The sequence below is a fragment of the Pontibacterium granulatum genome (assembly GCF_029961155.1).
Lineage (GTDB): Bacteria > Pseudomonadota > Gammaproteobacteria > Pseudomonadales > Balneatricaceae > Pontibacterium > Pontibacterium granulatum.
Genome location: NZ_JASBRH010000002.1, coordinates 128,836 through 142,460, shown reverse-complemented (window position 1 = coordinate 142,460; position 13,625 = coordinate 128,836). Strand labels below are relative to the sequence as shown.

Here is a 13,625-nt window from a genome sequence, read left to right as displayed (position 1 = left end):
AGCGGATTGCTCTGAATGCCCTGAAGGGCGGATGCTAAAACAGCTCTCTGCTTTGTCAGGCAGCTTGGAAAGGAGCAGTCATTCCGCTGCGCTGCCTTTCGCACATAAAGCTGTTTTATCGACCGCAGAGAAAGTCTCGGACTTATTCGCAGGTTCCTAGATGTGACCACAATCAGTCGCGGAAGTTATTGAACTGCAGTGGAATTTCCAACTCGGCTTCACGCAGCATTGCGATAACCGCCTGCAGATCATCACGCTTCTTACCGGTGACACGTACCTGCTCACCCTGTACCTGGGTCTGCACTTTCAGCTTTTTATCTTCCTTGATCATCTTGGTGATCTTTTTCGCCGTTGGCTGGTCCAGGCCCTGCTTCAGAACAATGGTCTGGCGGGCACGCATGTTTGCCATTTCCGGGTCTTTCACATCCATACAGCGCACATCGATCTTACGCGCCACCATCTTGGTGCGCAGAACATCCATCATCTGCTGCAGTTGAAAGTCCACCTCAGCGGTCATCACGATGGAGTCGTCATTCAGTTCGAACTTGGCATCAACACCTTTGAAGTCGTAACGCTTGTCTATTTCACGGTTGGCCTGGTCTACAGCGTTGGTCAGTTCATGGGTATCCAGTTCGGATACAACGTCAAAAGATGGCATCGATTGCTCCTGAAAATTCGATTTATAGAGGAATATTATATGAGGCCACAAGCCATTTCACCCAAAGACTCAGATAGTTATCATGAGCGACTATTCACTCCACATATATAGAAAGGATCTGATCGATGGCAGCACACTGGCATATTCTTGGCGCAGGTTCGATTGGTTGCCTGTGGGCAGCACACCTGGCTAAAGCAGGTCACCGGGTTACGCTGATCCTTCGAAACTCTGAGCGTCTGGATACCTTTAAGAAAAACGGTGCGGTCGTACTGGAAAGTGATGGGAAACAACATCTATTTCCGGTGAACGCTTGCCTACCGGCTAACTGCGGCCCAATCAGCCACCTGCTGATAACCACCAAGGCTTACGACACCCTGCCCGCCCTCAAGCCCATTGCCCATCAGTTAACACACGACGCCTGTGTTGTAATGATGCAGAACGGTATGGGCGCCCAACAGGAAACAGCAACCCGACTTGCGCCCATTAACGTCTGGGCGGCGTCCACCACCGACGGTGCCTGGCTAAAGGAGCCTTTCCATGTGGTGTTTGCAGGCAAAGGCGAAACCAAGGTTGGCCCTCTGTTGCAGACGGTGCCATCGCTACCAACTATCCCAACTGAGTTAGCACCATCAGACCTAACGTTGGTTGCTGACGAACAGATCGAACTGAGCCTGTGGCGCAAGCTGGCGATCAATTGTGCGATCAACCCGCTGACCGCCTACTATGACTGCCGTAATGGCGAGTTGGCCGAAGATCCATCTAAATTTCAGCATATGAGCCGCGTCTGTGCTGAGATCGACCGATTGTGCCAGCAGCTTAAACTCCAGCTGTTTGATGGCCCGGCGGTTCAACAGGCTGAAGCGGTAGCCCGCGCAACCGGCGCCAACTTCTCCTCCATGCTGCAGGATGTGCGGCATAAGCGAAAAACAGAGCTGGACTACATCACCGGTTACCTTCTCAAGCAGGCCAAACAGGCCGGGCTGGCACTGCCGGAAAACCAGACGCTGTACGAACACTTGAAGAAAACAACAAAATAACCTCCGGTTATTGAATAAACTTCATAGTTAACTGATCCAGATTCATTTGCTCACCATCGCTGCAATGCCTACACTAGCGCCCGCCTGTTACTGGTGCCCACTCGTTGACGGACCAACAGTTGGGAGAATTGGGAAGTTGGTGCAAGTCCAACGCTGCCCCCGCAACGGTAAACGACCATAACAACAGCTGGATACCACTGGATCCCTGGATCTGGGAAGGTGCTGTTGTCTGCATCACTTGATGCACGTCGTAAGCCCGGAGACCGACCAGTAACCTCAAATTCAGACCATGTGCGGTGGGCACATCTCGAGGGGAACAATGAAAACTACTCTGTCTCTGTCAGCAGCCCTGCTGGCGGCTCAGCCTGCGTATGCGCAGGAAACCGAACTGGATACGGTGATTGTATCCGCTACCCGTTTCGAAGAATCCAGCAACAGTACTCCGACCGTCGTTAATGTCGTAACGGCCGAACAGATTGCGGCAAGTGGCGCGAATAACATCGCCGATGTGCTGCGGACCCAGCCAGGCATTCACCTGCGCGATGCTGCCGGTAACGGCAACCGCGTCGCCATCTCCATGCGCGGTTTTGGTCAGAACAGCGCCAACAACGTGCTGGTACTGGTGAATGGCCGCCGCCTGAACAACCAGACGCTGGAAGCGCCTAACCTGAATCTGATTGCACTGGGCGACGTTGAGCGTATCGAAGTGATGCAGGGCAGTGCTGGTACGTTGTACGGTGACCAGGCCGTCGGTGGTGTGATCAACATCATTACCAAACCAATCACCGATGCACAGGGCCGTGTCACCGCGGGTCGTGGGTCTGACGACCGTGAGCAGTACACACTGTCCTACAGCCGCGGTTTTGATAACGGCTTTGGTATCCGCCTGAGTAGTGAATCTGCCCACGCGGATAACTACCGTGACCACAGCGCTACCGACTTCAATAACCTGTTTACCGAGATTGAGAAGGTTTACGACTCCGGCCGCGTATTTTTAGAGCTGCAGAAGACGGAAGACGACGTTGAGCTGCCAAACCACCTATCCGCAGCTCAGAAGCAGGCTGATCGCCGTCAGAGCACCTCGTCCGATTTCCTGAACTACGACAGCGATGTAACCGTTCTGGGTCTGGAGCAGGACCTGTCCGACACTTGGCAACTGCTGGGTGAATACAGTCTGCGTGATACCGACGGCAAAGGTATTCTGTTCTCCAACTACACTCAGGATACCCGCGTAGAATCTTTCACACCGCGCATGCTGGGTCAGGTTGGCGATGCCGAGATTACTCTGGGCTACGACCGCCACAGCACCGACTATGTTCGTGGTGGTTTCTCTCCTCAGACCCGCAAACAGACCGTCAATGCATTGTATGCCCGTGCCCAGATGCCTCTGTTGACCGATGGCCTACAGCTCACAGTGGGTGGCCGCGATAGCCGTGTGAAAGATCGTGATATCCGCAATAGCGTGGATAACTCTCAGTCCCGCTTCGTAAAAGAGATCGGTCTGAGCTACCAGCTGAACGATGAACAGCGTGTCTTCCTGCGTCGTGACGAGAGCTTCCGTCACGCCAATATGGATGAACTGGCAGCACTGCCTTCAGGCAAAACCTTCCTGGAGCCGCAGGAAGGTACCTCCCTTGAGCTGGGCTGGGAATGGAACCAGACAGCTACCCAGATTCAGGCGACGGTGTTCCAGCTGGATCTGGATAACGAGATCAAATACAACGCTGCGGCATTCGTCAACGACAACCTGGAAGAGTCTCGTCGTCGCGGTCTGATCCTGAATGCAGCACACCGCTACTCCAGCGCACTGCAACTGACCGCTAACTACAGCTTCACCGATTCCGAGATCAAAGCCGGTACGTACGCAGGTAACGAAGTCCCTTACGTTCCCAACCACAGTGCAACCGTGGCTCTGGACTACCAGCTGAACACCAGCACCAATCTGTACGTCGATGCCAAATACACCGGTACCCAGTTCCTGGATGACGACGAAGCCAACGCATTGGATAAAATCGGTGGTTACACTGTCGTGAATACCAACTTGCGCTGGAAGATGCAGGAGTGGGATGCATCCCTGCGCATCAACAACCTGTTCGATAAAGAATATGATGCCTATGCCCTGGCCGCGTCCTGGGTGTCCGGAGGTGTTGCTCACTATCCTGCTGCTGGCCGCCAGGTCATGCTGACGTTAGGCTATAGTTTCTAACACAACTACTTACAACAGGGCCTGATCGGGCCCTGTTTCATATGGGGCTGAGAATGTCTGATCGTCTGAATCGAATCTATACCCGTACCGGTGACGAAGGCACCACCGCACTGGCTAACGGACAGCGTGTCGCCAAAACACACCCTCGTATCGAAGCGTTGGGCACCGTGGATGAACTGAACTCTCTGCTGGGTGTCCTAATTGCCGATCTGGCACCGGATCACCCGCTGCTGAAGGAACTGCAGCCACTTCAACACGATCTTTTTGATCTGGGCGGAGAACTGGCGGTCGCTGATGAGTCCTACCAAGTGATCACCGAAGAGGTCGTCGCAGACCTGGAGGCGGTTCTGGATCGGCTGAACGAAGATCTACCTCCCCTGAAGGAGTTTATTCTGCCGGGTGGGAGCCGTGTCGCAGCCAACTGCCAACTGGCACGCAGCATCTGTCGTCGCGCGGAACGCCGCATGGTTGAACTGGGCCACGAGGAGTACATCAACCCGCAAGGGGCCGCCTACCTAAACCGTCTGTCAGACCTGCTGTTTGTTGTGGCTCGCATTCTTGCGCGTGAAGGGGATGGCGAGGTGCTTTGGCGGCCACGCAAGCAACGTGACGCCTGAGGCCGAGTAACCGGCTGACTAAATTAAGGACATATTCAGGCCCGCTCCCTATAATGGCGGCAAAAGATCCTGTCAGATCTGAAACTCGGTTTTGAACATGTTTGAGGGGAAATCCATGCGTTATGTTTTGCTGTCCGCAGCCCTGCTGGTTGCCAGCCCGGTCTTTGCCGATTGCGGCACCGAACAGACTTTTTGTGAAACCAAGTGCAAAGTAGCACACCTGACAGACGATGCTGCTTACGCGGGTTGCAAATCCAAGTGCATCGCGCAGCGCGCCGTCTGCTCTACCGAATCCGGTGCGGAAACTGTGATGGAAGCGGGTAAAAAAGGCGCTGATGCCGTCGTCGAAACCGGCCAGTCCGCTTGGGAAAACACCAAGTCGTTTATCAAAGGTGCAACTGAATAACAGCTCCCACGCAGCGGCTAGGCGTTAAGTAACGCCAGCCGCGCCTGACTGGCAAACTGACTGAAGACCTTAAAATCCTCTTCATCCAGCGGTCCATGTCCTTTCAAACGGTCACCGTACAACATCCCAATCACCCGGTCCTTTACCACGATGGGCGCCACTACAAATCCCTGACATGCCACTTCTCTGACGAAGTCCTGCGGGATACGTTCCAGCCAACCATTTTCATCCAGATCACTTACCAGCAAGGTTGCCCCCCGCGCCATGACGTGAAAAAACATGTCGTTGCGACTGCCATCTTTACGGCGCGTAAAGTAGGACTGGATTGGGTCTAGCGCTTCACCTTCCGCTATTTTCACCTGCAACTGATCACCCACACGGTTGACCAGACTCAAGTGGACACGATCCAATCGCGAGCATTTCTCCATCGCGGTCACGATCGTTTTCAAAATTTGGGGCAGCGCCTCCCCCTGATTAATCATCTCGGTGACCTGATGCAGGTAATCCAATTGCTGCTCGGCATGGCTATAACGGCTGGCTTCTTTAGTCTCCCGAACAGGTACATCCGCTTCTCGTTCAGCGTCCGTGTTCTGCGCGGTAATAAACGCCATCTGACGCATCAGCTCATCCTTGGCGTCATCACCGCTTGGCACAAAATTACGCACCATACTGCCGCAGCTCAGTCCATAGTCGGTGGCGGTGTGTGATACCCGTTGATAGCAACGCAGGGCTGACTCACTGATCTCCTCAGGACTTAGCCCGGTCACGGTACCCAGATCCTCCAGGGATTCGCTGAAGCTGTGCTCACCCGGATCATCCAAACCATACAGTTGCTCCAACAACTCGTAACTCAGACCGGCAATCTGAATAGCCTGATTCCCCTCGGTCACTTCGTCTTTGTGAACCATCGCCTGAACCACCTGGGGTGGATGCCCCCAGCTACGCGCCAAGTCCTGACCTATATCACTAAAGGTCCCGCCCAACATCGCCTTTTGGATTTTCTGCCAGCGATGCATGCCCTTGCGACGCTCAGTCAACATCTTACGGTAAACATTGGGCATGGTGTGGGCGACCACAATCTCTCCCAAGCCGAACAATAACGCGTTGATATAAGTCTCTTCGGCGTCACCATAATGACGGCTGCGCATCGACAGATCGCTGGCAATGTTGGCATTGAGGAACGAGCGCATCAATAATCCCGGCACATTCAGATCAGGATGGCTTTGGTGAAAACCTTCGATAAGTTTCAAGGTAAGGCAGAGGTTCTTGATCTTCTTGAAGCCGATCAGAACCACCGCACGGGATACCACGGTAATCGCCGGACCACCCCGGTGATAGGACGAGGAGTTGGCAATTTTCAGAATTTTGGCAGAGAGGTTGGCATCCTTCATGATCGCCATTGCCAATGCCATGGCGTCGCTCTCTTCGGAACTGCTGACCTGCTGAATACGGTTGATGGTCGCACTGAATACCGGCAGGTCTCCAAGCTTATCGAGTTTTTCGTAAATAATGCGCAGCGTATCTGAGAACTTCACCAGAGGTTTTCCATCAATCTATTACAACGTTTAATCAGGAAGTGTAGCCGTATTGCAGCATACCAGTTCAGGCCAAACCTGATCCCGGTCAGTGTAGTAGTTCAGGCGGGTAAAATGGGCATGATCCAGCTTTAAGCGGCTCCACTGTGCAGGTTTAATCCCCAAACACTCGCCAATCAATGCGCGAATCACCCCGCCATGGGTGACCATCAGCACGTGTCGCTCATCCGTTTCCAGCAAGCGATCCCGACCAACAGTGACACGTTTACAGAAGTCGTCGATCCGTTCACCACCGGGTGCCGGATTGGCGTGCGGGTCACGCCAGAAAGTATCAACCTTTTCCGGCTGCTCGTTATAAACATCAGCCAATGCCCGACCATCCCAGTCACCAAAGTCATATTCCTGCAGCCAAGCTTCCGACTGCAATGTCAGGCCTAATCTGTTGACAGCGTCTTCTGCAGGACAGCGGCAGCGCTGTAACGGCGAGCAAAACATCCGTTGCCAACCCGCCGTTTTACCCAGCGCCTGCTGCATCTGCTGTTTGCCCTTCTCAGACAAGGGGACATCTGTACGGCCCTGATAAATGCCCGATGCAGTGGTTTCACCATGGCGCAACAGATCCAGCGTCAGGGTACGCATCACTCAGGCCTCTGGCGTCTTATCACTGACACCGGCGTCAGCAAAAGTGGCCATCTCCGCATGCAATCGGCAGGCGGACCGCAAAATATCCACAGCCAGGGCGGCACCACTGCCCTCACCCAGGCGCATGCCTAACGACAACAAAGGTGTGCCCCCCAGATGATCCAGCAGCAACCGATGGGCAGGTTCTTCTGAACAGTGCCCGTAGAGCAGCCACCCCCTCACCTCGGGTTTAAATGCCACGGCTACCATTGCCGCAGCGCTACTTATAAATCCGTCAATCAGCACCGGAATACCCTGTTGCGCGGCGCGTATATAAGCACCGGTCATCGCGGCAATCTCAAACCCGCCGACACAACGCAGAATTTCCAGAGGCTGATCTGCACAGAGTGCATGAAAATCCAGAGCCTGCTGGATTCTTGCCGCTTTTAGCACCACCCGTTCAGTATCCAGGCCCGTGCCAGGCCCTACCAGTTGCACCGCAGGCAATTGCAACAAGGCCGCTGCGATTGCACTGGCCGCGGAGGTGTTGCCAATACCCATCTCACCTGCGATGAAGAGATCGGGATGATTCTCTGCACAGGCATCGACGCGCTCGCAACCGACCGCAAGCGCCTGGCACAGCTGCGCGCTGGACATAGCCGCTTCGCTGGAGAAGTCTCTAGTGCCGGCAGCGATCACGCGTGACACCACCGCTTCGTGAGCCGGCAGCGCGGTCAGCGTTCCTAGGTTCACCACCTCAAACGCCGCTTGCAGATGCCGCGCCAACACAGAGACCGCCGCCCCGCCAAAGGCAAAGTTCATCACCATCTGCGATGTCACCTCCTGTGGATAGGCGGATACATCCGACGCAGCAATGCCGTGATCGGCGGCAAAAACCGAGAGCTGCACCCGATTAATCTCCGGCTTCACCCGGTTTTGCATACCGGCAAGACGAACCGCCACGGTTTCAAGCTCACCTAACGCACCCAGCGGTTTGGTCAGTTGCGTCTGATGCTGTGCCGCAGCTTGTGCACTTTGCTGACAGATGGCTTTTACCGGCTGATTCAGCCACTGCATATCGACGTCTGTACTCATGAGGGTTGTTTAATCTCCATCGGTATTCCGGCCACCGTCAGCGTCACCCGTTCACAGATCTCGCCTAACCGCTGATGCAACCACCCTGCCTGATCCTGGAACTGTCGGCTCAATTCGCCCATTGGCACGATGCCCCAACCGACCTCATTGCTGACCAGAATGACCTCACCGGGCAGGTCCGCCAGAACCTTATAAAATGCATCGAGCTCTCGCTCAAGCTCACCGGGTTCTGCCAACAACAGGTTTGTCACCCACAGGGTCAGGCAATCCACCAGTACACAGGTGTCTGCTGAAGCATGTGCCTGCAATACATCGGCCAGAGAAACAGGTTCTTCAATCAATTGCCAATGATCTGGTCGCTGCTCTCGGTGGCGACGAATACGCTCCGCCATCTCCTCATCCCAAGCCTGCGCGGTGGCCACATATATCACGCGTTTGCCTGAGGATTCGGCACGCATTTCAGCAAGGTGACTTTTTCCGGAGCGGGCGCCCCCCAATATCAACTGCTTCATAAACAACGTCTAGTCCTTATTAGAGTGCTGCTCAGCGGCAAGCTTCTGCCTGGCCTGATCAAACTGTTCACACACAGCTTCCGCCCCGGCAAGCGCACGCAACGTGGCACGGTGTATCTGATCGGCATCGGTGGTAAACAGAAAACCATGCTCAACCGCTTTCATCTGCGTCCAGCGCTGCCAGTACTGGCGCCACTGGGGATCGTGTTTTTCAACTCCCGACAGAATCACATCCGGATCGGCAGCGATCACCGCTTCAATATTTACCCTGGGCGCTATTTCGGGCCGCTCAGCAAAGATGTTCCGGCCGCCGCATAAACGCACGATGCGATCAATCAGTTGGCTGTTGTTGCTAGTGATCAATGGCTGGTGCCAAAGCTGATAAAACACGGTCAGCGTTGTTTGCTCCTGGAAACGCTCGCGCAGATGGCCGACCCGAGCTTCCAAGTCGGCCGCGACTCTTTCTGCTTCGTGAGCATTACCGGTAACGGTCCCCAAACGGCGTAAGCTATTCGCGATCTCGGCAAAACTATCCGGCGACTCCCGCAACACGGGAATACCCAATTGCTCCAACCGCTCCAGTTGGGCAGCAGAACTCCCATCGATCCACGCAATTACCAGATCCGGGTTAAGAGACAAGATACGTTCAATATTCAGATTGGCGAAGTCGCCCACCCGAGGCAGCGCCCTGGCCGCCTCTGGGTAATCACTGTAGCTGACCGCAGCTACAATCTGGTCACCCGCTCCAACGCTGTAAAGATTCTCGGTGATATGGGGTGCCAGACTGATCACACGTTTTGCAGCCTGGGGCAGCACCAGCGGTCGCCCCAGATCATCCACAACCCTGACTTCGCTCAATACCGATGCAGAAAGCAACAAGCACCAGACAAAAGCGATAAGATTTAAAATGTATTTTTTATGCATATTATGGAATAATGCTCACCGTAGCTGATAAACAGCATAGCGATGTTGGTTGCACAGGATCGTAAACATAGAGGTACACATGATTCAGACGGCAGGATTGCCCGCAGTATACCATCGCATTAATCTTCCCGGAGACCGCATTCATGATCCCGATCGGTGAGCCCCGCAAAAGTTCGCCTTTTGCCCTGTTTAATTTAGGATTCCGCCCATTTTTCCTGTTTGGCGCTGTTGCCGCGGTGATTCTGCTCGGCCTTTGGCTGGTGTTTTACAGCAGCGGTCTAGGCGTGAGTTACTACAGCAATACCATGCACTGGCATGCCCATGAGATGCTGTTTGGCTTCAGCATGGCAATTATCGCGGGCTTCCTGCTAACCGCGGTGCGCAACTGGACCAACGTCCAGACTCCGTTCGGCAATACGCTGGCCGGGATTTTTCTGCTTTGGCTGACCGCACGCATTCTGCCCTTCATTCCCGGCATACCAGGCGAGGTCATCGCAGTCATCGATCTCGCATTTGCCCCGGCTGTTGCCGTCGGCATTGGCATTCCAATCGTTCGCTCGGGCAATTACCGCAACCTGGTGTTTATCCCAATCCTGGCTGCATTTTTCGCAGCCAATCTAATGGTACACTTGGAGACTCTGGGGGTAACCGACAATACTGCGATGAATGGCCTGCATCTGGCACTGTACCTGGCTGTGATGGTTATCACGGTTATCGGTGGCCGCGTAATCCCGTTCTTTACCGAACGCGGTGTTGAAGGTGTGTCCTGCACGCGATTCGCCTGGATTGAAAAGACTGTCCTGCCCGCAACAGGCCTTTGGCTGATCTCTATGCTGACCAGCTACGACACTTTGCAAATTGCCACCTCTGCGATCCTGGCGTTATTAAGCGCCATCCGCCTGTACGGCTGGTTTAGCCCGACAGTTTTCAAAGTGCCGCTGGTGTGGATTCTGCAGCTGGGTTACCTCTTCATCCCCCTGGGGTATGCATTGACCGCATTGGCAGCAGCGGGACAAATCAGCGGCTCGATTGCGATCCACAGCTTTGCAGCAGGCGCGATTGGCCTGATCACACTGGGTATGATGGCCCGTGTGTCCCTCGGTCATACAGGTCGTCCATTGACGGTTACGCCGATAATCGTGGCAGCATTTGTACTGATCACGCTGGCTGCAGTGATCCGGGTATCAATCACCCACCTGCCGATTCCGTACCTGGCCGGCCTGCACCTGTCGGGCACCCTGTGGATGCTGGCGTGGATTCTGTTCCTTATCCGCTACCTGCCGATACTGATCAAACCACGTGCCGATGGCTTGTTCGGCTAACACAGCATTTATTAATTTCAGACACAAAAAAGCCTGTCTTTGTGACAGGCTTTTTTATTTCACCGAGGCGATTACTTCTTCAGATCAACAACCACACGGCCCCGCACCTGACCGTTGATAATTTTGTTTGCGTACTCTCCAACCTGCTCCAGCGAGATCAGTTCAGAGATCTCGCCCAGTGCAGATTCTGGCAACTGGGTTTTAAGACGCGTCCAGGCTTCCTGACGACGCTTGACCGGACACATCACCGAATCCACGCCTTGCAAACGTACATTGCGCAGGATAAACGGCATCACGGTGGTTGGCAGCTTGAAACCTGCCGCCAGACCGCAGGCGGCAACAACACCACCGTAGTTGGTTTCTGCCAGTACACGTGCCAGGATCGTATCACCCACGGTATCAACCGCACCCGCCCAGCGCTGGCGCTCCAGCGGACGGCTTTTTTCAGCCATTTCATCACGGGTCAGAATGGTCGTTGCGCCCAGTTCACGCAGGTAATCAGCAGTCTCCGGGCGACCGGTCACCGCAGCCACCTCATAGCCCAGGCCAGCCAGAATGCTCACAGCCACACTGCCCACACCACCGGCGGCACCAGTCACAATGACAGGACCACTGGTCGGGGTTACGCCTCCCTCCTCCAGCGCCATTACGCACAGCATAGCGGTCAAGCCTGCGGTACCAATCTCCATGGTCTTACGGGGTTCCATCCCTTCAGGCAGATGAACCAACCATTCCGCTTTCATACGTGCCATCTGAGAGTAGCCGCCCCAATAGTTCTCACCTACGCCCCAGCCGGTCATCACAACCTTGTCACCGGCCTTGTATTCATCGGATGCCGACTCGACCACAGTGCCCACCAGATCGATCCCTGGCACCATCGGGAAATTGCGCACAATCTTGCCTGCACCGGTCACCGCCAGGCCATCTTTATAGTTAAGTGACGAATAATCGACCTCGACCAGCACCTCTTCTGCCGGCAGCGCATCCAGCTCCAGCGATTCCACCGAGGAAACCGTTTTACCCTCAACCTCATTCAGCACCAATGCCTTGAACATCACTTCGCCCTCAACCATTAAGTTAATTTGTCTTACAAATATAAATTAATAAAAATTCAAGTCAACGACTTCTTACGTTAGAATAGATCACTGATCTTCTTTCATCTGTCGGAGTACGTTCTTTGAGTTTTGAAGTCGAACCGGTAAACCGCAGTAGTTTATCCAGCCAGATTGCCGATCAGCTGCAGGAAGCGATCCTGGACGGCACGTTGAAGGCGGATGATCGCCTGCCAACCGAAGAAGAGTTATCCAAGCGCTATCAGGTGTCGCGCCCAACCATTCGTGAAGCCCTGAAACGGCTCGCGGCGAAAAACCTCGTGCGTTCCAAGCGCGGTCCCACCGGCGGCACGTTTGTAACTAAACCCTCTGTGGCCCAGCTCAGCGACAGTCTGACCAGTGCCGCCACCATGCTGGTGAGCTTAAAAGAGGTGGATCTGGATGAGGTCAACGCGGCACGCCTGGAGCTTGAAACGACCTGCTGCCGACTTGCGGCAGCAGAAAGGAGCGAAGATCAACTTGCCGCACTGACCAATGAGCTGGAACACCAGCGAGATGACCAGATCACCGCTGAAGATTTCTGCGCCTCCGATGTTCGCTTCCATCGTATCATTGCTGATGCGAGCGGAAACCGCATGCTGAGCTTTGTGATGTACGCGGTGATTGAAGCACTCCAGCCCGTCTCCAACATGATCTCCTACCGTTTTCGGGAACGGGCAGTTATTGTGGATCAGCACCAACGATTGCTGGAGGCCCTGCATAACCGTGACGCAGATACAGCCTGCACTGTATTGCGCGAACAGATCGAATATCTGGCCGCACGCCATCAGGATGCCCAGGCCTGGCGCGCAAGCCACTCCCGCTGATCATCATACGGGCGGAGCCGACTAATCGCTTATACCCATGATCTGGCGCAAACTGCACAATAAGCAGGTATCGGGAATATGGGCTTTCAGCCGCGATTGCTATATCCTTGTCGCAACATAAAAGACATATATCTGTACCCCTCTCGGAAAAGAAGGAGCACTCGTGGACGCAAGCAGTACAGTTTTGATTAGTGCCGTCGTTGCATTGATTGTAGGCACAGTGATCGGCTATTTACTGGGTCGTTCCGGCGGCAACGACAGCCGCCAGCTGGAACTGATCGAGCAGTTGGATGACACCCAACGCGAGCTGGCCGAATATAAAGAAAAAGTGACCTCGCACTTTGAAGAAACCGCGAACCTGGTCAGCAACCTGACTGAAAGCTACAAAGCGGTTCACCAGCACTTGGCAACCAGCTCCATGGAACTGTGCAGCAACGAGGCAGCAACCCGCACTCTGGAAGCAGCTATCCAGCCTCGTCTGAGCGACGAAACTGCTGAAAGCGACGCTGAAGTAGTCGCTGATGCCAAAGCAGAAAAACCAGCAACAGAAGAGTCTTCCAGCATGGAAGCACCTCGTGACTACGCGCCGAAAAACCCTGATGAGGAAGGCACACTGTCCGAGACGTACGGTCTGAAGGAAGGTCAGGAAGAAACACCAAAAGATCCGACAGACTTTGCCGACAAATCTGAAGCCAACAAAGCAGAAGAAACCAAGACGGCTTAAAGGACTCTGATACCCTCAAGAAAAACCGGCTTTCCAGCCGGTTTTTTTAT

14 protein-coding genes and 1 riboswitch are annotated in these 13,625 nt (G+C 54.4%); of the genes, 7 read left to right on the top strand and 7 right to left on the bottom strand.

Annotation, left to right across the window (positions count from 1 at the left end; translation table 11 throughout):
* Positions 1–172: 172 nt before the first annotated feature.
* Positions 173–658 (bottom strand): YajQ family cyclic di-GMP-binding protein, encoded by a 486-nt coding sequence (locus tag QKW35_RS02495; protein WP_282350551.1) that lies wholly within the window; start codon positions 656–658, stop codon positions 173–175.
* A 125-nt stretch (positions 659–783) separates the two neighbouring features.
* On the opposite strand from QKW35_RS02495, the gene QKW35_RS02490 reads away from it, so the two are divergent.
* The 4 genes from QKW35_RS02490 to QKW35_RS02475 all read left to right on the top strand — a co-directional run bounded on the left by QKW35_RS02490 (position 784) and on the right by QKW35_RS02475 (position 4,924).
* Positions 784–1,695: a ketopantoate reductase family protein gene (locus QKW35_RS02490; RefSeq protein WP_282350549.1), complete on the top strand. Its 912-nt coding sequence runs from the start codon at positions 784–786 to the stop codon at positions 1,693–1,695.
* A 74-nt stretch (positions 1,696–1,769) separates the two neighbouring features.
* Positions 1,770–1,981, top strand: a riboswitch (cobalamin riboswitch).
* A gap of 33 nt (positions 1,982–2,014) precedes the next feature.
* Entirely contained in the window at positions 2,015–3,901 is a 1,887-nt protein-coding gene (locus QKW35_RS02485) for a TonB-dependent receptor family protein (protein WP_282350548.1), read from the top strand.
* A gap of 53 nt (positions 3,902–3,954) precedes the next feature.
* Complete coding sequence (locus QKW35_RS02480; RefSeq protein WP_282350547.1) at positions 3,955–4,518, top strand: cob(I)yrinic acid a,c-diamide adenosyltransferase; 564 nt, start codon at positions 3,955–3,957, stop codon at positions 4,516–4,518.
* Positions 4,519–4,633: 115 nt separating this feature from the next.
* The gene (locus QKW35_RS02475; protein WP_282350545.1) at positions 4,634–4,924 is read left to right on the top strand and encodes a hypothetical protein; all 291 of its coding nucleotides are present in this window, start codon (positions 4,634–4,636) and stop codon (positions 4,922–4,924) included.
* 17 nt (positions 4,925–4,941) lie between these two features.
* Here the strand turns inward: QKW35_RS02475 and QKW35_RS02470 are convergent, their stop codons facing one another.
* Genes QKW35_RS02470 through QKW35_RS02450 form a run of 5 tightly spaced genes read right to left on the bottom strand, consistent with a single transcriptional unit; the run spans position 4,942 to position 9,545 of the window.
* On the bottom strand, positions 4,942–6,459 hold the full coding sequence (locus QKW35_RS02470; protein WP_282350544.1) for an HDOD domain-containing protein: 1,518 nt from the start codon (positions 6,457–6,459) through the stop codon (positions 4,942–4,944).
* A gap of 30 nt (positions 6,460–6,489) precedes the next feature.
* Positions 6,490–7,098, bottom strand: coding sequence for a histidine phosphatase family protein (locus QKW35_RS02465; protein WP_282350543.1), 609 nt, complete (start codon positions 7,096–7,098; stop codon positions 6,490–6,492).
* A 3-nt stretch (positions 7,099–7,101) separates the two neighbouring features.
* Positions 7,102–8,175: a nicotinate-nucleotide--dimethylbenzimidazole phosphoribosyltransferase gene (gene cobT, locus QKW35_RS02460; protein WP_282350541.1), complete on the bottom strand. Its 1,074-nt coding sequence runs from the start codon at positions 8,173–8,175 to the stop codon at positions 7,102–7,104.
* Positions 8,172–8,687 (bottom strand): bifunctional adenosylcobinamide kinase/adenosylcobinamide-phosphate guanylyltransferase, encoded by a 516-nt coding sequence (cobU, locus tag QKW35_RS02455; protein ID WP_282350540.1) that lies wholly within the window; start codon positions 8,685–8,687, stop codon positions 8,172–8,174. Before cobU ends, cobT begins: the two co-directional genes overlap by 4 nt.
* A 9-nt stretch (positions 8,688–8,696) precedes the next feature.
* Entirely contained in the window at positions 8,697–9,545 is an 849-nt protein-coding gene (locus QKW35_RS02450; RefSeq protein WP_282350539.1) for a cobalamin-binding protein, read from the bottom strand.
* A 209-nt stretch (positions 9,546–9,754) separates the two neighbouring features.
* Here QKW35_RS02450 and QKW35_RS02445 point away from each other — a divergent pair, with 209 nt between their 5' ends.
* Positions 9,755–10,933, top strand: a complete 1,179-nt coding sequence (locus tag QKW35_RS02445) for an NnrS family protein (RefSeq protein WP_282350537.1) — start codon at positions 9,755–9,757, stop codon at positions 10,931–10,933.
* A 71-nt stretch (positions 10,934–11,004) separates the two neighbouring features.
* Here QKW35_RS02445 and acuI read toward each other — a convergent pair whose 3' ends face one another.
* Positions 11,005–11,988, bottom strand: coding sequence for an acrylyl-CoA reductase (NADPH) (gene acuI, locus QKW35_RS02440; RefSeq protein ID WP_282350753.1), 984 nt, complete (start codon positions 11,986–11,988; stop codon positions 11,005–11,007).
* A 122-nt stretch (positions 11,989–12,110) separates the two neighbouring features.
* On the opposite strand from acuI, the gene QKW35_RS02435 reads away from it, so the two are divergent.
* Together QKW35_RS02435 and QKW35_RS02430 are read left to right on the top strand one after the other, a co-directional pair.
* Positions 12,111–12,851, top strand: a complete 741-nt coding sequence (locus tag QKW35_RS02435) for a FadR/GntR family transcriptional regulator (protein ID WP_282350536.1) — start codon at positions 12,111–12,113, stop codon at positions 12,849–12,851.
* Between the two features lie 163 nt (positions 12,852–13,014).
* Positions 13,015–13,575: a Z-ring associated ZapG family protein gene (locus QKW35_RS02430; protein WP_282350534.1), complete on the top strand. Its 561-nt coding sequence runs from the start codon at positions 13,015–13,017 to the stop codon at positions 13,573–13,575.
* Positions 13,576–13,625: the final 50 nt, after the last annotated feature.